Here is a 19,140-nt window from a genome sequence, read left to right on the forward strand (position 1 = left end):
TATCTATCTTATGATATTGGCGTTTTTGATGTCTTAAACGACTTATAAGCGCGTTTGAGCTTGTATAGGTAAAAAACCAGAAGTTTTAAAAAGACATAAGGTGCACATAGTGCAAAAAATTAAACATGAGACGCCAAATATGCTAAGTTTTTTTCTCATTTAATCTGCACAGACTGAAGATAAATAATAGCTTCAGCCACATGATAAGCTGACTTTTGGAGGTTGTCAAGTGGTTTTTTTAATACGTTGCTATGTAAAAAGCTAAGTACAGTAAAATATGGAAATAGTACCAACATCAAGATATTTTGCTCCTATATTAAAACTTTAACTTTCAGCTTGTTATTAGTAGTATTTATATAAACAACTATAATTTATGTCTGAATTTGGGAATATATCGCTATTTGTAGCCTGCTTATTGTCTTTGACATATTTATTTCTACCGTTCAATTCTTATCGGTTTATCACCACTACTATATTTTCCTGCGTATCAGCGTCAATGGCTGTTTTGGTTTACTGTCACGTTACAGACGATTTCTCACTTGCAAACGTATATTACCACTCTCATACGACAAAGCCTTTGATTTATAAAATCTGTGGTGTTTGGGGAAATAAAGAAGGGTCTATGTTGCTCTGGACCTTAGTGCTTGCCTTTTACTTGTTTCTGATGAGCATTTTTATTGATAATAACAGTAAATTGAAGAAGGTATCCGTGATCACTCAAGGCTTGATTTGCTTTTGTTTTTTGTTGTTCACTTTATTTGAGTCTAATCCTTTTACTAAAATGCCAAGCATTGAGACAGATGGTCTAGGTTTTAACCCAATATTGCAAGACATAGGTCTTGCTATTCATCCGCCGATATTGTATTTGGGGTACCTCGGATTTAGTGTTCCTTTTTCGCTCTCTATAGCTGGACTCATTGCAAACGCTGAGGGAAATGTTTGGGCTAAAGCTGTTAGACCTTGGATGCTTGTTTCTTGGTCGCTGCTTACTTTGGGCATCAGCCTTGGTAGTTGGTGGGCATATCGTGAACTTGGTTGGGGTGGATTTTGGTTTTGGGATCCGGTGGAAAACGTTTCTTTAATGCCATGGTTAGTTGCAGTGGCGCTGACACATCTGCTACTTGTGGTACGAAATTTCAATGTTTTAAGAAACTTTGCCATTTTGCTCACGCTTACAACTTTTATATTGAGTGTAACTGGAACATTTTTAGTCCGCTCTGGAATACTTGCTTCAGTGCACATATTCGCTGATGATCCGAAGTATGGACTGTACATATTAGCTCTACTTGGTATAATTACGATCGGTAGCTTAGTAATATTTGTAGTATTTACAAGAAGAAATCGTCCATCTTTAGTGTCATTCCAGTGCTTGACACTGGAATCCAGAAAAAAAGAAGCAGGCAATCAAGCCACTCAGGTGACAGAGGGCAGAAAATTCTTCTCACGTTTTACAATGATGTTGATAAACAATTTATTATTCATCACTGCTTTTTTCGTCGTGTTCGTTGGCACTTTATACCCTACAGTGCTTGAATATTTAACCGGCGAACTTATTTCAGTTGGAGCACCGTATTATAATTCCTTGTTCAACCCCATTGCACTGGCTATTCTAGTCCTTACGATAATTGGACAATACTGCCGTTGGCAGGGGAATAGCCTGTTGCCAATATTCCGTGAATATAGATTCTCATTTTGTAGCGCTGCAGCTATTTTGCCGTTTGTCCTTCACATGGAGCTAATGATTGTTCTATCAATTGCCATCTCTATAGCACTATTAGTCTTTGTTTTAGAAGCGTACAGTAAAAGAATTCGCTTATTTAAGGCAGCATTTAGTGAATCAATTTTACTCGCAAAAAGAGTTTCCAAGTCTTACTATGCAATGATGCTGGCTCATGCTGGAGTGGCAATTTTGGTGCTTGGTATAGCCTATTCCGTTGGTTGGCAGGAAAAAAAGGAGAATTACCTAAAAATAGGGGATAGCATAACGGTCAATAAATTCAGAGTTACTTTGCGAAATATTGAATTTATAAAAGAGAAAAATTTCCATGCAGTGAGAGGAACAATGGATATCAGGAATTTGTTGAATAACAAGGTAATAGGAGAAGTGGCCCCTGAATACAGATTTTATCTTGTGGAAGGTCAAAAGAACGTTGAGAGCAATATTTATCACAATTTATTTTCTGATATTTATGTTGTAATTGGCGAGATTGACAAGAGTAAGAGCAAGATCGCCACTAAAGTGCACTATAAACCTGGAGTGCCTGTAATCTGGCTTGGATCCTTCCTCATCGCTTTTGGTTCGCTCCTTGCTGCTTTGCCTTTTGGTAGACAAACAAAGGTTGTCTAGCTGTGGGTTGCAGCTAGCACTACTGCACCTTAGGAAGTGCTATATTAAATTTCATAAAGCCTGCAACAAAAATTTCATATAGTTATTACCATAGATAGCTATCTTATGAATATATAAAAAAAAGTTATAAAAAATAATAGACTATTATAAAACCTTATGGTAAAGCATATGTTTGTTTATATAAAAAAGTAATATGAGCAACTCCAATGATAGTGATGACAAAAGGCATACTGATTCTATAAGTTATAAGGAAAGTAGTATGAACGACTCCAGTGATAATGATGACAAAAAGTATATCGACCCTATATATTATGAAATAGGACAAAGAATAAAAAAGGCAAGGTTGATGCGAGGATTTACTCAGGAGGATTTAGCAAAAAAAATTGGAGTGCCAAAACAGCAAAAACAAGGACACGAGCAAATGCACACTGACTCTATAAATTACAAAATAGGGCAAAAGATAAAGTACTGGAGGTTAGAGCGAAGGTATACTCTGGAGGATTTAGCAAAAAAAATTGGAGTGCCAAAACAGCAAATACTAAGATACGAACAAGGGGTAGATGACATTTATCCACACGAACTCTGTGCCATAACAAAAAAATTATCAATTGATGTTAAAGATCTACTTCCTAAAGGCGAACATAGTTGTTTGGATAAAGATAGGACAAAAGCGTTGCAAAATCTTGTAAGAAGGTATAAAGAAATTAAAAATCATAGGTTACAAGATGCATCTTATTTACTGGCCAGGTCTATCCGGGTTGACGCAGAAAGTACTATAAAAGCAACCAAAGTAGAATTGGCAAAGAGTCTATCTAAAGCAGAAGTTTCTGTTGATATTATCTCTCAAGCAACAGGCTTATCTACTAACGAATATAATAATACAAAAGGAGAAATTCGTACTGATTCTGTAGATTGCACAATAGGACAAAGGATAAAATACTGGAGGGAAAAGCGAGGATATACTCAGGCAGATTTAGCAAGTAAGGTCGGGGTATCACAACAGCAGATACAAAGGTATGAAAAAGGGGACAATGTTCCAGACAAAATATTATGTGCTTTAGCGGAGGAGTTAACAGTTCGTGTTATAGCTCTGCAGCCTGAACCAAGAAAAAGTGAAAACAAGGATAGTGAGGCAGGAATATTAAGTTTGATGGGAGAATGTAACGAGATTAATGATCAAGAATTCTTGGATACATTGGATTTGTCAGTATGTTTTTTATGTGAAGGCATGCGGGCTGGCAAAAAGAAGGTTATAAAAAGAGTTAAAGTTGAAGTTGCACGGAATCTACTCAGGTTAGGTATTTCTATCGATGTTATCTGCCAAATAACCGGTTTATCAACTGATGAAATTGCATGACTCCTATTACAAAATAAGCTAGTGAATCTTTTGAAAAGTATATAAAATTTAAGTTTAAGCAAAGAACATGGCAGTTAGACTTATTCCAGACAATCTCGATATCAAATTTAGTAAATATAGAAAGTTGACTGCACTCATTAGTATTATTCTGATCATTTTTTCGATACTCACTGTTGTGTTACGTGGAGTGGATTTAGGCATAGACTTTACAGGGGGAATTTTGATGGAAATAAAATCTTCAAGCGAAGATCGTGCTGCTCTTGATGTATTGAAAGAAAATGGCTTTACAGTGCAGAGTTCAAAAGCAGGTGACAATTTAGTCATGCGTTTTAAAGAGGAAGGAGATGAGGATAAAATTAAAAAGATAAAAAGCATACTAGAAGAAAAACTGGGTGGTTCGATAAGCTATCGTAAGATAGACTATGTTGGTCCACAAATAGGCTCAACGCAAATATTTGAAGGAATATTATCGATGTTAATTGCAATCTTTGGAATATTTTTTTACGTTTGGTTTAGATTCAATTGGCAATGTGGCTTTGGTGGAATAATAGCACTAGTCCATGATGTGATTTTAACCATTGGTTTTATTAGCTTGACTGACATTGAGTTTAATATCTCATCAGTTGCAGCTCTCCTCACTGTAATTGGGTATTCAATCAATAACTCAGTAGTTATATACGACCGGATTCGAGAATATCAAAAAAGTGGTGAAAACAGACAGATGGGCGAAGTGGTAGATGCAAGTATTAATGCTACATTGTTTCGCACTGTTCTGACCTCGGGTACAACCCTACTTGCTGCTCTTCCTTTGACATTAATTTGTACGGGTGCAGTCAGAGATTTCAGCTTGATTATCTTTTTTGGTATTGCAATAGGCACTTGTTCTGCAATATTTATCTCTGCTCCTATATTGACCTGCAGGGCTTTAATAAGCCGATTCACGGTATAATATCAACTTATTATCTCTTATAGTAAAATGGAAATATCTCAGAAAACTCATTCCAAGTAATGAATGGGACATAGAATAAGTGTTCACGCTCGCCTGCACATCATTGATCAAAAAGTTTCCTATTTTTACTTGAGGTATTTGAACAACACCAGCTTTTATTTGGCCTTTTGCAGTTTCATATATTTTAAAATCTTGAATATTTTTCAAGTTCAGACCAGCATATAGTGCGTCCTTTTGCGATAGGACAATATCGGTTGCACCAGTGTCAAGCAAAAACGTTATATCATGGCCATTAACTTGAGCCTGAATGTAGAAGTGTCCGTCATATGATTTTGTGAACTCAATGCTTCCACTGTTTTGAACCCTCCCTTTATATGGTAAAAAAGTACTAAGAAACCTGTTTCTTAGTTTATCTCCTTGTGAATCAATAAACATTGCAGTAATGACTATTATCAGTAGCCAAATAAATAAGTTTTTTACTGCGTTCATATTGTTAAAATTTGAAGCTATTAAAATAAATTTTAAAGATTAGCGTTAAAAGTCATTATTAAAAATAAGTAAATTTTATTGTTTTAGTGCAATATTTAATATACACTTTAAGGAGGTGAATTTAGCTTAAGTTTTATGTCAGAAGCAAGAAATCTAATTTTGGCAGCTGTCCTTTCCGTGTTAATTATGGTATCTTGGCGCGTTATTTACGATAATTTTTTTAATACAAACCAAGATCATCCATCAATTGAAAATATTGAACACATAGAATCTTTTAACGATCTTGCTCCTATAATACACCAAAATCGTTCCGAAATTATTAATTCTACTCGAGAACAAAGGATTAATTTAACCAATAATATGGTAAAAGGGTCGATTTCTTTAAGAGGTGCCAGATTTGATGACCTAATTTTAACTAATTACCACTTAGAGCCGAATCCTTCTTCCCCACAAGTAGTATTACTATCACCCGTAGAATCAAAAGATGTATATTTTGCAGAATTTGGTTGGCTTGATCCAAGTGGCAAAATTAAAATTCCAGATGCTAAAACAGTCTGGCAAGCAGATAAGACTGAACTGACTAATCGAAAAGCTGTCAATTTGTTTTGGGATAATGAAAACGGCATTGTATTCAAGATGAAAATTAGCTTTGACGATAACTACATGTTTAAGATTGAGCAAATTGTTGAAAACAACACGAAAGATACCGTAGTGTTGGTTCCTTATGGTAAAATTAACCGTAAACGTGATAATATTAAAGAGTCTTATTGGATATCTCATGAGGGAGTACTGGGTGCATTTGATAATAAATTGGAGGAGTGGAAATATAAAGATATCGCTAAGAAACATTTAATAAAAGCAAGTACAAGTGAAAAAAATTGGTTTGGTTTTGCTGACAAATACTGGCTTACAGCTATCATACCTGAAAAATCCGATAAAATAAATGTTAGCATCAAGCACACAAGTGTTAATGATATTGATAAATTTCAAGTGGACTTTGTCAAACCTTACAAAAGCATACTTCCTGGTGCAAGCACTTCCAATGTGAATTATTTTTTCGCTGGAGCAAAAAAATTGAATTTGCTGGATTCTTATAAAAGTACTCTAGGTATACCCTTATTTGATAAAGCTGTAGATTTTGGCGTTCTTTACTTTATAACCAAGCCAGTATTCTTGTTGCTTGAATATTTTAACTTCATCCTAAAGAATTTTGGCTTAGCAATATTATTGCTAACCTTAGCAATCAAACTTTTGATGCTTCCTTTATCTAACAGGTCATATATTTCAATGTTCAAGATGAAAAGTCTGCAGCCTGAGGTAACTCGTATAAAGGAATTATATAAAAATGATAGTGTAAAGCAACATAAAGAGGTGATTGCATTATACAAAAAAAATAACGTAAACCCAATGTCGAGCATTCTTCCTATGGTAGTGCAAATACCGGTGTTTTTTGCTTTATATAAAGTGTTATTTGTTACTATAGAAATGAGGCACGCTCCTTTTTATTTATGGATTAAGGACCTCTCAGCTCCTGATCCAACGAACATTTTTACATTATTTGGATTGTTTAATTATAGCTTTCCCGTTTCCATAGGCATTTTGCCTATAATTTTTGGCATTACTATGATAATTCAGCAAAAGCTAAGCGAGAAAGATCAGACCAATAAAGATGACATTCAAGTAAACGTCATGAGGTTTTTACCTTACATTTCTACCTTTATTTTTTCCTCTTTTCCTGCAGGCCTGGTAATATATTGGATATTTAGTAACATCATAACTTTAATTCAACAATCCTTAATAAAATTATTTTTAACAAGAAAAGGAGGGATAAATGTCGAAAATACTAATAGTTAACTCGGTTTATTACACTGAAATAGCAAACCTTTTGCTTACAGGTGCAACTGATAAACTAAAAGATCATAGTACCAGTTATGATATAGTTGAGGTCCCTGGTGCATTTGAAATACCCGCTGCAATTCTTTTTGCAGCCAAAAGTGAAATCGTTAATTATGATGGTTATTTGGCTCTTGGGTGCGTAATTCGTGGTGAAACTGACCATTATCAATATGTTTGTAAAGGAGTAATCGAAGGCTTAAATGAAGTTGTTATGCGTTATGCAGTACCTCTTGGTATGGGCGTAATTACTGCTGACAGCAAAGATAAGGCTTTAGTAAGGGCTGATAAGAACAGAAAGAACATCGGTGGCCACGCAGCTTCAGCCGTTTTGCACATGATAGATTTATACAAAAAATTAAGCTGATGGAGGAGGAACCTACAGATAAGGGATGGCGTATAAGAAGAAGCACAGCAAGGTTTCTTATTGTGCAAGTTGCTTACTCAAATATTTTTATAGGTTACGACAAAAGCGTTTTTGAGCTGGAAAATTGTGAGCTTAGGGACTACGTAAACAAGTTAGCAGATATATTTGAATGTGAGGAATTTGATTACCAATTCTTAGAGAAACTGTCATGTAAGGTGATGAAAAACAGTGAGGAGTACGATAAGATAATAGAGCGTTATTTGCATCCAACTTGGTCTCTTTCGCGGCTGAATCTTATAAGCTTGTCTATTTTGCGTGTTGCGATATGTGAGTTAGCCAATTGTGATACACCAGCTCCAGTTATTATTAATGAATATACTAATATTGCATCCGATCTACTTGATAAACCGAGCGAAATTGGTTTCATTAATGGATTATTAGATAAAGCAAAAGAAACAGTTAGGCTAGATTAAAGATATTGGGCAACTTAGAAGCGATAAGAAACCTGAATGACAAGAAAAGGTCTTTTATCTTCTTTAAGATCTGTGATAGACTGACAAAGATTATTAAGTTATAATATAACAAATGGTAAACGACGAAAAATCAAAAGCAATTATTGAGGTAGAAGGGGCAGTAACTGCTTTACTACCTGCAGCAGAATTTAGAGTGAAATTAGATAATGAGCACGAGATCATCTGTCATGTATCAGGGAGAGTAAGAAGAAGTAAAATACGCATTATTATTGGAGATAGAGTTCTAGTTGAGATGAGTATTTATGATAGGAATGCGAAAAAAGGTCGGATAATTAGAAGGCTTAAAGGTACAAGTGAAAGAACGATCTCTAAATAATCTTATTCTTGCTTCATCATCAGAAAGGCGTTTAGCTTTATTAAAACAAATAAATATCAAACCTGGCTTGATTTTGCCCGCAGAGATTGATGAGACTCCTTTAAAGAAGGAGCTCCCAAAAGACTATTCAATTCGCATGGCAAAAAGTAAAGCTGAGAAAATACAAAGTTCAAATCCAAATTATTTTGTGCTTGGCGTCGATACGGTTGTTGCTTGTGGTAGGAGAATATTGCTTAAAGCTGAAAACGTTGAGCAAGCAGAAAAATGCATTCGCTTATTATCAGGAAGAAGGCATAGAGTCTACACCAGTGTGTGTCTACTAACTCCCGATCGATCTAAACAACATATTAAAACTGTAGTTACAATAGTGAAATTTAAACGTCTCAGTGAACAGGAAATTAAATATTATCTAGCATCAGAAGAGTGGAAAAATAAGGCAGGAGGGTGCAATATACAAGGTTTTGCTGGAATGTTCGTATTATTTTTGCGTGGTTCTTACTCTTCCGTAATAGGATTACCGTTACACGAAACTTATTGTTTGCTGAGTAATCATTTTAACCTCAATTTATATTGACACACCTTTATCCTTATCTTTTTCCTGTTGTTGTTTAACATGTTTAGTCCAAAGCAATTTGTTTTTGTTGCTTAATGCGATTCTATTGCGATCATGACTACTAATATATTCTGTTGGAGTATCCTCCTTTTCTTCTTCTATTACCCCAACTTTCAGTTGTGCTGCATCTTTTTCTAGCAATTTGTGTAGCTCTCTATTTTTATCTGTAGCCGGATTAGTGTCAGTATTTTCTTGCTCCGTTACTTTTTTTACGTTTGTTGAATCATCTTTCAGCAACCCAGCTTCTATTAGATGTTTTCTAGTTTGTGGACTAACGTGACGTGCTTTAGGGTTGATTTGTTTTAACCCATAGCTCTTTTGACTTAGTCTTTGTGTAAGCTCCTCAAATGGAGTTAGGTCATTTGTATGATGAGGTTGAGTTTTTTCTTGTGTATCAAAACTAGCCTTTTTAATATTCTCGTTAATTTTTCCATATTTATTTAATCTTTTTTTCTTCCATTTTTCTAATGCTTCTTTTGTTTTTTGAAAATTTCTCTCTTCTTCTTCAGGTTCTTTACCACTTCTACGGGAATCTTTTTGTAATTGAGTAGCACTAACATGTGTATCTCCACCAGTACTAGTTGGAGATAGATGCTTGCTGTCATCATCATTTCTTTTCTCTATGATATTACCTTGACCACTTTTTTGAGATAATCTTTTGTCTAGAGCATTTAGATTTTGATTATTTTCTTTACCTTCAATCTTGTCTTTTAGCCACTTATATACTGGTTTATCTTCTTTTATTTTTTCCAAAATACTTTCTGAGAATGAATCCTTAGCGGTATTACTTTTTTGAGATAATTTTTTCTCTAAAGCATTCAGATTTTGATTATCTTCTTTGTTCTCAATCTTGTCTTTTAGCCACTTGTATATTGGTTTATCTTCTTTTATTTCCTGTAAGATATTTTCTGAAAATGAACCTTTATAAATATTTCTTTCAGTAACTTGTTGTTTTGGCTCTTTTAGCCCTTTATCTGGTTTTTTCAGTACTTCTTTTAGCTCATCCATTGCTTGGTCGGCTGGGCTGGCAAATTGAGTGTTTTTTGACTCTTTATCAACTAGCTGACTTGACACAATATGAGTTTCACTATCATGACCCTTACTATTTTCTCTATGCTCTTTGTTTTTCTTTTGCTGATTTAACTTCTCTTCCTCAAGGTTACTGGCCAAATCTTTAGGATCTAGTTGAGATTGACTTTGATCACTCATTGGAGATGAATAGCCAGAGTCACTTATACTATTGCTTGTTAAAGCAGAAAGTGGCTGGTTGTTTTCTTCTCTAATTTTACTATCATTCGACTCAACACCTTTATCTGGTCTTTGGCTTTCAGATGCAGAATATCCCAATGTAGTGAATGTAGGATTATCATACTGTTTATCTCTTTGCCTATTATTCTGATTGTGGATTACGGATTTGGTAAAATCTGAAGAATCAGAAGATGGAAATCCATAGTTATTTCTACTTGATAAGGTAGTTGGCTGATGTCCACCTTTCTGCTGACTATTAGATGGTTGCTCATGCTTAATACCTTTTTTAAATGAACCACCTCCAGATAGTGTAGGAGTTTCTTCATTCTGAGCACTCTCTTCTTGACTTTCGTAACCCAAATCGTTTTTATTATCAGACTGTGACATAGTGGCCCTAGAACCAACTTCTAAATTCTTGGTATCTTGAACACTAACATCTCTTGCAGTTTCAAATGATCGATTATTATTGTCTTTACTATATTGCACTTCATTCTCTTTTTCTTTCTGTTGTCTGAATTGTATTTCATCCAAAAATAAACCACCTATTTTTACATCTCTGTTTGCCTTTAACTGATCTTTTTGATCTTGGGTAATATTACCCTCAATAAATTCTACACCCTCTTTATCAATCTTAATTTTAATAGTACACTTTTCCCCGTTTACATACCAATTCAGAGTCATCTCATATGAGCCATCAGTTACAACATAGTGTCTTATGTTATTATGAACAAAACCATGCATTCCGCTCTTTCCATCATCATGCAATGTTGAAAATCCTGAAATTCCATTCTTCTGACAAAAATCACTGTTTAAAAATTCGCTTATTTTAAATTCCTTTTTGGTATCTTTCAGAGTAATACTTGCGTAGTTACCGTGTATTGCAACATTGTGAACACCACCATCAATATAACCCTCTAGTTCCTTTTGAACTTCACTTTGAAGCTTTTGTTTAGTTTTATCTTTAAGCTTATTTGAAGCTTTCTCTATCTGATCAAGCTTATTTTGCAAGACTTCGTAAACTTCATCTTTTTTCCAATTGACACTTTTATTCCAACTGGCACCATATTCTATCAAAGACTTGACTATGTTGAACCCAACTATTGCATCGTAAATTTTTTCATCTTCTTTTTTCATTCTATTAAATAGAGGTGAAAGATTTTCATCTTCTTTTATCTCATTAAGTAAAGACAAAGAATTTTGAACGAAATTGTTACTGTTGTTTAATTGTGCATTTTGAATGTTCATATTCTCCTCACTAATAACCCTCTAACTTTTAACCTTAGCTAGTATAATTATTATGGGAATTAATTAATTTTGTATAAAGAAAACTGTATTAATCAGATGACAGTTTAGCTGGTGTCTTCAATTTTAAATATCTGCTGCTCATAGTAAATACTTCCGGATTTTTAGAAGTTAGCTTGAGTATAGCAAATATATTGATAAACAACAAAGCAGCGATCGAAATATCGGCGATGTCCCACAGCAATTGAACTTTACTTATCGCACCAAGCGGAATAATCGCAGTAAAAATTGCAATCCATATTTTAGTGTATTTATCGTTTTGAGATACATAGCATATTGTCTGTTTTGAGCAAAAAAACCAAGTAAAAATGGTAGTGAAAGCAAAACAAAACATTATTGCCATAATCAAATAGTCAACATAAGGCCAGTTCATAGCTTTTCTAAAGGCAAAAATGCACATGTTGGTACTCTCTAAATCAGTGACCCAGGAATCTGTGATGAGCAGTACCATTGTTGTAATGAACACTATGAATGCAACTATAAAAGGTGATATTATTGTAATCAGGCTCTGTTCAATGATAAATTTATTGTTATTTTTCTTAGGAACAATTGAAGAGTGTACAATGCCTTCAAGGCCAAGCCCTATATCTGTTGCAAAAATACCCCGCAAGGTTCCTACTTGAATAATAGTCAACATCTCCACAATTAAACCTAGAGATAAACCAAAGTTAAAGCTGCCAGTTGTAAAAAAGCTGCCTGTTATTAGCTTGAGAGAAGGAAGGATATTTTCACTAAACTTAAATAGTATAATACCACAAAGCGTAAGGTAGCTTACTGTCATTATCGGTATCATAGCCGATATAAAAATTTTAATTTTTTTTAAGCTGAGAGCTGCAACAGCAAAAAATATTATTGCCATTATGATTCCACCAGTAACCACAGGCACATCCACCATATCAAGTGGTATTGATAGAGAATTTACTTGAACAAGGTTACCAACGGTTATTGAAGCCATCATCATGATGACTAGAAACGCAATCGTAGCTTTTTTAGAGCCAAACGCATCAGCCACATAGGCTACAGGGCCACCTATAAACCGCCCATTTCTTTTTTTTCTGTTTTTTATACTCAGATAACAGGTGACATACTTTATCACAGAAGTGATAACAATAATTATTGCCATCCATAAAATAGAGCCTGGTCCCCCGGTTTTGAGAGCAACAGCAGTTCCGGAAATATTACCTACTCCCAAATTTCCCCCTAAGATTGTAAACAAAGCAGCTATAGAAGAAAATTTATTTTCCCCTCTTTTGGCCCCAATCAGCGAAAGGGCATATGGCAACCTAAATATTTGTAGCCACTTTAGTTTAACCGATAAGTAAACGCCAGCGATTAGTATAAGTAATATTGTTGGCAGTAATAAAACAAACTTTACTGTATTCATCTACATGCTGAAGGTAAGTGTTTTAACTTTAGTATACAAACAAAAATTAAAAACACCTAAGCCTATTTTTGTGAGAGTTGATGTGACTAACGAGCTTATTTCTGTTAGCCTACGGCTTGGCCATAGGCTAGATCCAGCGCCATGGGCTGGATGGACGCTGGAACGATAACCGCTCAGGTAACAAAAAAGCGCTTGAGATAAGCCTATTGCCTTTTAAAAGGTTCTAGGCTTTACTAGCAAAATGGAAAGTAAGACCAGCTTCCATACCATGTGTGGCAAATAATCCTCTGCTTATTTCTATGCTATCTTTTTCATGACCTGATACTGGTTTATGACCTTTGTTAAATACTTTAATCTCATTACTCTCTTGTTCATTCAACGCATTTGTATCAAGTTTTAAGTTGCCACCGATCACACCAAAATGTCTATACCCAATATGCATATTTACATTTTCATTAATGGAATAATCAAGACCAGCTCTCAATTGATATGCAGGTCTTATTGATGTTTGTCCGAACATCTTCATTCTCGTTGCACCTACTCCAGCTCCAACATAAGGTGAAAAAGAGAAATCATCGTTTTTCCAATAGTAATAAGCATTGGCCATCACAGATATGTTTTCAATTTTGTCGTTGTCGACTTTTATACCATATCCATAAGTTTTGTCTTGCTCGCTTCCCTCGGTCCCTGTCTTAAATTTTTTTTGGTATGTTATATCGGCTTTATTACCTCCTAAACCAATACCATCTACTTTTACAGAAGAGTATATCCCTTCTAATTCAGCTCTATAGCTATTGTCACCAAATTTTCCTTCATAGCCAAACGCTACATTTGGAGCAAAAAGAGGATTATAATTTGATTTATATTTATCTAAAAGCTGACCTTTCGCTTCAGGATTAGTCCCATCCTTTATAGATGCATGAGTGATGTCTTTAGTTTCTACTTTCAGTGAACTCATGCTATTAAAAAACTGGCCGTAATATCCACTACCAAAGTAAAATCCTTCTGTGTCACATGCAAAAGACTGTTGTGACAGCAGCAAAGCAAATGCTGCAATTGCTAATGTTTTTTTATTACTCATTTTACTACTCCCCTACTTAAAATAGCTAATTTAATACTAATTAATTAAAAATGGCTTAATGTGAAAAGTTTAATACAACTTGTTCCTGAGCTAAAAAAGGCACAGTGTTGGAGTAACATCTCTCTTGAGTTGCTTTAGCTATAAATACTTAAGAAATTTACCAAATAAAAAAAAGACAAAAAAAACCCCGGTCAATATCTGCTCAAAAACATTGGCATCTTTTTAGCCTTAAACGCTGCAATTTAGCTGCTTTTACACTACAACTAATCTTGACTTAAACGTTAAGAAATTTACCAAGCAGAAAAAAAGACAAAAGAAATCCCGTGGTAGAAGTTGCTCACTTTCTAATCCTGCAAATTGGTGTACTATACTGTCTTGAACGACTTATAAGCGCGTTTCAGCTTGTATAAGGAAAAACCTAGAAGTCTAGGTAAAATTAATAAAGACATGAAGTGCACATAGTGCAAAAAATTAAACATAAGACGCCAACCGTAATACTTTCGTCGTTTAATCTGCACAGATTGAAGCTAAATGAATAGCTTCAATTATATGATAAATAGACCGGCAAAGGTTGTCAAGTAGTTTTATTTTTATGGACAAAAAATATGTTGGAACGATATTTACATCTTAAACTTTTACTCTTTTTTATCCTTTAGTTCGTCATCAATATCTTCAAGTTCATCCTCCTTATCATCAAATTCATCATCCTCGTCATCTGTAAATCCATCATCATCTTGATCTTTAAGTCCATCATTACCCTCAAATTTGCCCTTTTCCTCGTCGTCTTTAAATCCATCATCACCTTCAAGTTCATCCTCCTCCTCGTCATCAAATCCATCATCTTCAAACTTTTCATCAACATCATCGATACCTTCGTCTTCAAACTTATCGCTGTTCTCTGACCCATCGTACACTGTATCTTTAGCCTGAGCTTCAACCGGATAATCAGCAGTGCTAGACCCTTCAATAGCATTATTCTCCTCGTTATGAATCTCATCCTTAACCTCATCCTGGTCAGCAGCAGAAAAAACTTCGTTTGGATCATATGGTTTTTGTGTAGGCACAAAAGTTGGCTTAAGCAGTCTTCTTGTAAAAGTGTTATCATTGTAGTACAAAATCTTTTTTGATTTAATCGGGTAAGTTGATTCTATTAAAATTATCTGCTCATCACGCGGCAACATGATAATCTCTTGAGGCAACAGCAATGCCCTCTGTGTTTCAGAAATATGCAATGATCTTGAAGCGGGATTCAAATCTAAAAATCTAGGTTTGTTTAACGACTCTTGTTGTACAGTTTTGTTTCCTATAAGCTGCGATATTAAATTAGCCGTCTCAATGTTATTAGCTGCAAAAGTTATTCTATAAGTTGAGTTTGATAAAAGGGAGTTCATTCCTGCTTCTTCATATATTCCTTTGAGTTGTTCAGTATCTTGAACGATTAAGAATAATCTCACTCTATAACCGCGAAAATATGCAATGCCCGTTTGGAATTGCTCCATTTTTCCAAGTGTTGGGAACTCATCCATTAAAAACAATACACCATATGGCTCATCGTCCGAAGGCAATTTTCTACACAAAAACTCAGTTGCTTGTTGGTAGAAAACTTGCATTAAAGGCCTTAACCTATTCAAGTTATCTGGAGTTAAACCAACATAAACTGTAACTCTCTTCTTTTTAAAATCTAAAATATTAAAATCACTCGTCGCAGTTGCAGTATCAATCAATGGATTTGCCCACAATTCAAGCGACGAGTTCATAGTTGAAACAACACCTGATCTTTCTTTGTCAGCTTTTTGCAAGAAGGCTGCAATGTTCATATATGCCACAGGATGTAGTGTTTTACCCATCGTATCCAAAACAACGGCAAGGTTATAAACTACGTCATCACTACGCATCGTACGTACAACTTCACCAAAAGACTTCACCTTTTCTGGTGCAGCAAGTAAGTATAACACCACTCCAACAAATAAGCTTCTTGCTTCATTTTGCCAAAAGTCTTGTTCAGGCATGATTAAGTTGGCTATTTTCTGTACATCGTCAACCATCTGCCCAGGCTTTTCGCTAATCCACTCTAACGGATTATAACAGTGGCTGATTCCATCTGGTTGCGCTGGATTCCATACATATACTTTTTGCCCTTGCTGTTTCCGCCAACCACTCGTTATTTCATAGTTTTCTAACTTGATGTCATGCACAATTACCGAATCAGTCCAAAACAATAAATTAGGAATTACAAAACCAACACCTTTACCAGAGCCTGTAGGGGCAAACAGCAATGCATGTTGAAACCCATCAGCAATAAAGTAGCCCCTTTTATCCTTACCAAGCAATAACCCTCTTTTACTTCTTAGCCCTGCTTTCCGTATGTCCTTTTCTGATGCCCATTTCGAATCTCCATGAAGCGATTCTTTCTTTTTAAATGGTCGCCACTCAATTATCCTCTCCCTTAAATTCCACAAAATAACCATTAAAACAACGATAGGGAGTGCAGAAGATACAATTAACTTAATCTTGAGCTCAGTATTATATAATTCCGGGTGATGCCAACAATATTTTATATGCTCAAAGATTGTTGGCCAGAGAGCTTGAGGAAAAGGAGTTAAGCTAGGATTAATTGCTTTAAAGTCTACACCATCTGGACCATCAACAAACAGAAAAAACAATATACCAGATAAATAGAAACAAAACTCCAGTACACTGAAAACTACAACTCCCCCTATCAAAATATTGCGTAGGTGATTTCCACTATAACTCATAAACTACTTATCTCCTTTGTGTATAAATTTAAGCATTTTCATTTGAAGATCTAGTAAATAATATTTCAGAAATGCTTCTTTTTCCTCCGCTAGTTCTTTTTAGTTGAATGACAATATCAATCACATTCCTAATGTATGGTATGATCTGATCTGGAGGAATACCAAGGTTTGCCTGCATAACCATCAACTTTATTTGTTCAAGAGCCATCGCTGGACTATCCGCATGAAGAGTTGATATTGAACCTGGATGACCAGTGTTTATTGCTCTAAGGAAACTAAAAGCTTCTGCTCCACGTAGCTCACCAACTATTATTCTATCTGGTCTTAAACGTAAGCACGCTTCTATCAAATCTTGAGTGGTCACTTTTGCCCTGCCTTGCCCTCCTTTAGAAGCAATCAGATGCACTTTATTGGGATGATCATTCAAAACAATTTCCCTTGCATCTTCAACAGTAATGATTCTTTCTTCAGCTGGAATAGCACGTAAAGTAGCATTAGTAAAAGTGGTTTTACCAGTAGAAGTTCCGCCACTAATTATGATATTTTTCTTGTTTATTACAGCGTATTCTAAAAACTCCTTTATCTTCTTTTGCTTCAATAGTAAATCCAGGTGACGGTCTACTGGATTATCAGCCACCTCTATAGCAGTTTCAGAAAAAGCCCCCATTTTTTCATAATCATCCAATGCTAATTGCATAGTAGAAGGTTTACGAATCGACATAACCACCTTATCAGGCTCGCATGCTGGAGGAAACACTATCTGTATACGATAACCATTTGGCAATGTGGCTGAAAGCAGTGGTGCTTCTTCGCTCAGTTTTTGTTCTGTAGCTTGAGCAATTAATCTGCCAAGAGATTTCAAATGGTTAAGATCAAATACTTCTAACTTTTCACATCTTATTTCGCCGCGATTTTCAATCCATACTTCTTTAGGACTATTTATCGATATCTCATTGACGCCTTCTTCTTGAAATATGCCTTGTAGTGGTTCTAAATATGTATCAAGTGCAGCATAGTTCATTCTATCGATTTAATATTGCCTGTGGAGGAAATACTATATCTTGGTTAACAAATACTTTCAACGCAGTGCCTTGATCAACGTAAGCAGTTGGTTTTTTGTCTGTATATCTGTTAACTATGTCTCTCATGTCTTTAGAAAAATCTTCGATTGATTTACCAATTGCTTCCTCATAAACAGACTTGCCTCCTCGTTGCTTTAATAATAGCTTTATATCTTCTAAAGTAATCTTATCAACCCCATCATCGTCAATTGCATTCAAACGTAGATCCTTTACTTCTTGCCGAAATGTCCTAACTAAACTCTGTTCATCAGGTGCATTTTTAATTTTCCTAATAGCTCCAAGCCCAAGTTTCCACTTATCATTTTCTGCATTCTTTGCATCTCTCTTGCCAATAATATCCTTAAGAGGAGAGATATCTATTTCAGTTGCAGTAATGGATCTCACTGCGTCCATGATGGTAAACACGTCAATAAGATTGGAAGCCTTTTGCGCTATAACAGCAGAACCCACTGAAACACCTGCAAGCAATATTGAAGAAAATAATGCACTTGCTATTTTGTTATCAATTATACCAGCTACTCCTGCTCTACCAAGCTCATCTGTACCAGGTGATGAAATAGCAATATCTATTCCATGAGGAAGAATGATTCTATTCCAAATTATATTTATGCGGGCCCTTGCCACATTTGAATCGAATGAATACTTGCCTATCAATCTCGAACCTCTGGGTATTAAAACTGTATCACCAGTTTCTGCATAAACATTACTACTCACCACAGCACGTAGCGTTCCTTGTAGATCAGAATTTATTGCAGTTTCAAGAACAGCATCGATAATTTTACCTTGGGTAATCATCAATCCGAGTTTTCCCACTTTGGTGGCTATACTCGGTTGCACTGAAGTGTTGGATAAAATGGTATCGGCAGCTTTGTTCTCTTCAACACCACCAGAAATCGCTAACATTTGCGCACCACGCCTATCTCTAGGGTAACCACCACTACCTATTCCAGGCAAGGAAGTAGGTAAATTATTAGTGACATTGCTATAAGGTAAGTTTTGTTTTGGTAAAACAGGTATATTTGATACAGGAGTTTCTTTTGGTTTTTCTTCCTCCTTTTTTACTGCTTCTTCCTTTTTAGTCTGCTTTACTTCCGGTATAACTTTCGGCGTAGAAAGAGGAGGTAAAGATGGCAAATCAGTTATCATCCTTTCATGAACTACCACATCATCTGGAACTTTTTCCAACTTTTCTTTCAACTCTTGAACATTTTGCTTCGTTTCTTCTTTTTTAACAATTTCTACATCCTCTTCATCAGAAGAAGGACTAAAATATAGATAATATATTCCACCAACTAAAAGCACTAAAATAATAACCATTAATGCTCTATGACTTTGATTAGAGCCAACCGTTACTACTTTGCTTTCTATTTCTGACTCAGTCCCCGAATTGTTACGCTTTTCCTTATTCATATTGCATATACCG

Annotated in this window: 16 protein-coding genes; 9 read left to right on the forward strand and 7 right to left on the reverse strand. The window is 35.2% G+C overall.

Features of this window, described 5'->3' with window-relative positions:
* The first annotated feature begins 373 nt into the window (after nucleotides 1-373).
* From HF196_RS03485 to secF, 3 genes are all read left to right on the forward strand, one after another.
* Nucleotides 374-2,347, forward strand: coding sequence for a heme lyase CcmF/NrfE family subunit (locus HF196_RS03485; RefSeq protein WP_168455826.1), 1,974 nt, complete (start codon nucleotides 374-376; stop codon nucleotides 2,345-2,347).
* 193 nt (nucleotides 2,348-2,540) lie between these two features.
* The gene (wmk, locus tag HF196_RS03490; protein ID WP_168455827.1) at nucleotides 2,541-3,704 is read left to right on the forward strand and encodes a WO male-killing family protein Wmk; all 1,164 of its coding nucleotides are present in this window, start codon (nucleotides 2,541-2,543) and stop codon (nucleotides 3,702-3,704) included.
* A 67-nt stretch (nucleotides 3,705-3,771) separates the two neighbouring features.
* A complete protein-coding gene (gene secF / locus HF196_RS03495; RefSeq protein WP_168455828.1) occupies nucleotides 3,772-4,653 on the forward strand; it encodes a protein translocase subunit SecF in 882 nt (293 codons plus the stop codon).
* On the opposite strand, the gene HF196_RS03500 is transcribed toward secF, so the two are convergent.
* Nucleotides 4,630-5,142, reverse strand: a complete 513-nt coding sequence (locus tag HF196_RS03500) for a TIGR02281 family clan AA aspartic protease (protein WP_168455829.1) — start codon at nucleotides 5,140-5,142, stop codon at nucleotides 4,630-4,632. The genes secF and HF196_RS03500 overlap by 24 nt on opposite strands.
* Nucleotides 5,143-5,277: 135 nt before the next feature.
* Here HF196_RS03500 and yidC point away from each other — a divergent pair, with 135 nt between their 5' ends.
* From yidC to HF196_RS03525, 5 genes are all read left to right on the forward strand, one after another.
* Nucleotides 5,278-6,996, forward strand: coding sequence for a membrane protein insertase YidC (gene yidC, locus HF196_RS03505; protein WP_168455830.1), 1,719 nt, complete (start codon nucleotides 5,278-5,280; stop codon nucleotides 6,994-6,996).
* On the forward strand, nucleotides 6,974-7,402 hold the full coding sequence (locus HF196_RS03510) for a 6,7-dimethyl-8-ribityllumazine synthase (protein ID WP_168455831.1): 429 nt from the start codon (nucleotides 6,974-6,976) through the stop codon (nucleotides 7,400-7,402). The genes yidC and HF196_RS03510 overlap by 23 nt, the downstream gene beginning before the upstream one ends.
* Complete coding sequence (gene nusB, locus HF196_RS03515; RefSeq protein ID WP_168455832.1) at nucleotides 7,402-7,875, forward strand: transcription antitermination factor NusB; 474 nt, start codon at nucleotides 7,402-7,404, stop codon at nucleotides 7,873-7,875. Before HF196_RS03510 ends, nusB begins: the two co-directional genes overlap by 1 nt.
* A 112-nt stretch (nucleotides 7,876-7,987) precedes the next feature.
* Nucleotides 7,988-8,251: a translation initiation factor IF-1 gene (gene infA / locus HF196_RS03520; protein ID WP_168455833.1), complete on the forward strand. Its 264-nt coding sequence runs from the start codon at nucleotides 7,988-7,990 to the stop codon at nucleotides 8,249-8,251.
* On the forward strand, nucleotides 8,229-8,825 hold the full coding sequence (locus HF196_RS03525) for a Maf family nucleotide pyrophosphatase (protein WP_168455834.1): 597 nt from the start codon (nucleotides 8,229-8,231) through the stop codon (nucleotides 8,823-8,825). The genes infA and HF196_RS03525 overlap by 23 nt, the downstream gene beginning before the upstream one ends.
* On the opposite strand, the gene HF196_RS03530 is transcribed toward HF196_RS03525, so the two are convergent.
* Together HF196_RS03530 and HF196_RS03535 are read right to left on the reverse strand one after the other, a co-directional pair.
* Nucleotides 8,817-11,357 carry a hypothetical protein gene (locus tag HF196_RS03530; protein ID WP_168455835.1) on the reverse strand — a complete coding sequence of 847 codons (2,541 nt, stop codon included), beginning with the start codon at nucleotides 11,355-11,357 and terminating at the stop codon, nucleotides 8,817-8,819. The two genes, HF196_RS03525 and HF196_RS03530, sit on opposite strands and share 9 nt — an antisense overlap.
* A gap of 88 nt (nucleotides 11,358-11,445) precedes the next feature.
* Nucleotides 11,446-12,798, reverse strand: a complete 1,353-nt coding sequence (locus HF196_RS03535) for an alanine:cation symporter family protein (protein ID WP_168455836.1) — start codon at nucleotides 12,796-12,798, stop codon at nucleotides 11,446-11,448.
* 4 nt (nucleotides 12,799-12,802) lie between these two features.
* Between HF196_RS03535 and HF196_RS03540 the strand changes: the two genes are divergently transcribed.
* On the forward strand, nucleotides 12,803-12,967 hold the full coding sequence (locus HF196_RS03540; RefSeq protein WP_168455837.1) for a hypothetical protein: 165 nt from the start codon (nucleotides 12,803-12,805) through the stop codon (nucleotides 12,965-12,967).
* 54 nt (nucleotides 12,968-13,021) lie between these two features.
* Here the strand turns inward: HF196_RS03540 and HF196_RS03545 are convergent, their stop codons facing one another.
* The 4 genes from HF196_RS03545 to HF196_RS03560 form a co-directional block, all read right to left on the reverse strand.
* The gene (locus HF196_RS03545; protein WP_168455838.1) at nucleotides 13,022-13,879 is read right to left on the reverse strand and encodes a P44/Msp2 family outer membrane protein; all 858 of its coding nucleotides are present in this window, start codon (nucleotides 13,877-13,879) and stop codon (nucleotides 13,022-13,024) included.
* A 635-nt stretch (nucleotides 13,880-14,514) separates the two neighbouring features.
* Nucleotides 14,515-16,635: a type IV secretory system conjugative DNA transfer family protein gene (locus tag HF196_RS03550; RefSeq protein WP_168455839.1), complete on the reverse strand. Its 2,121-nt coding sequence runs from the start codon at nucleotides 16,633-16,635 to the stop codon at nucleotides 14,515-14,517.
* A 28-nt stretch (nucleotides 16,636-16,663) separates the two neighbouring features.
* Nucleotides 16,664-17,656: a P-type DNA transfer ATPase VirB11 gene (virB11, locus tag HF196_RS03555; RefSeq protein ID WP_168455840.1), complete on the reverse strand. Its 993-nt coding sequence runs from the start codon at nucleotides 17,654-17,656 to the stop codon at nucleotides 16,664-16,666.
* A gap of 1 nt (nucleotide 17,657) precedes the next feature.
* Entirely contained in the window at nucleotides 17,658-19,127 is a 1,470-nt protein-coding gene (locus tag HF196_RS03560) for a TraB/TrbI/VirB10 family type IV secretion system protein (protein ID WP_168455841.1), read from the reverse strand.
* Nucleotides 19,128-19,140: the final 13 nt, after the last annotated feature.

The organism is Wolbachia endosymbiont of Ctenocephalides felis wCfeJ, assembly GCF_012277315.1.
In the GTDB taxonomy this organism is placed as follows: Bacteria; Pseudomonadota; Alphaproteobacteria; order Rickettsiales; family Anaplasmataceae; genus Wolbachia.

Excerpts from the sequence above, each read along its gene's own strand:
- HF196_RS03485 (WP_168455826.1), top strand. The coding sequence starts at position 374 with ATGTCTGAATTTGGGAATATATCGCTATTTGTAGCCTGCTTATTGTCT.
- wmk (WP_168455827.1), top strand. The coding sequence starts at position 2,541 with ATGAGCAACTCCAATGATAGTGATGACAAAAGGCATACTGATTCTATA.
- secF (WP_168455828.1), top strand. The coding sequence starts at position 3,772 with ATGGCAGTTAGACTTATTCCAGACAATCTCGATATCAAATTTAGTAAA.
- HF196_RS03500 (WP_168455829.1), bottom strand. The coding sequence starts at position 5,142 with ATGAACGCAGTAAAAAACTTATTTATTTGGCTACTGATAATAGTCATT.
- yidC (WP_168455830.1), top strand. The coding sequence starts at position 5,278 with ATGTCAGAAGCAAGAAATCTAATTTTGGCAGCTGTCCTTTCCGTGTTA.
- HF196_RS03510 (WP_168455831.1), top strand. The coding sequence starts at position 6,974 with ATGTCGAAAATACTAATAGTTAACTCGGTTTATTACACTGAAATAGCA.
- nusB (WP_168455832.1), top strand. The coding sequence starts at position 7,402 with ATGGAGGAGGAACCTACAGATAAGGGATGGCGTATAAGAAGAAGCACA.
- infA (WP_168455833.1), top strand. The coding sequence starts at position 7,988 with ATGGTAAACGACGAAAAATCAAAAGCAATTATTGAGGTAGAAGGGGCA.
- HF196_RS03530 (WP_168455835.1), bottom strand. The coding sequence starts at position 11,357 with ATGAACATTCAAAATGCACAATTAAACAACAGTAACAATTTCGTTCAA.
- HF196_RS03535 (WP_168455836.1), bottom strand. The coding sequence starts at position 12,798 with ATGAATACAGTAAAGTTTGTTTTATTACTGCCAACAATATTACTTATA.
- HF196_RS03540 (WP_168455837.1), top strand. The coding sequence starts at position 12,803 with ATGCTGAAGGTAAGTGTTTTAACTTTAGTATACAAACAAAAATTAAAA.
- HF196_RS03545 (WP_168455838.1), bottom strand. The coding sequence starts at position 13,879 with ATGAGTAATAAAAAAACATTAGCAATTGCAGCATTTGCTTTGCTGCTG.
- HF196_RS03550 (WP_168455839.1), bottom strand. The coding sequence starts at position 16,635 with ATGAGTTATAGTGGAAATCACCTACGCAATATTTTGATAGGGGGAGTT.
- virB11 (WP_168455840.1), bottom strand. The coding sequence starts at position 17,656 with ATGAACTATGCTGCACTTGATACATATTTAGAACCACTACAAGGCATA.
- HF196_RS03560 (WP_168455841.1), bottom strand. The coding sequence starts at position 19,127 with ATGAATAAGGAAAAGCGTAACAATTCGGGGACTGAGTCAGAAATAGAA.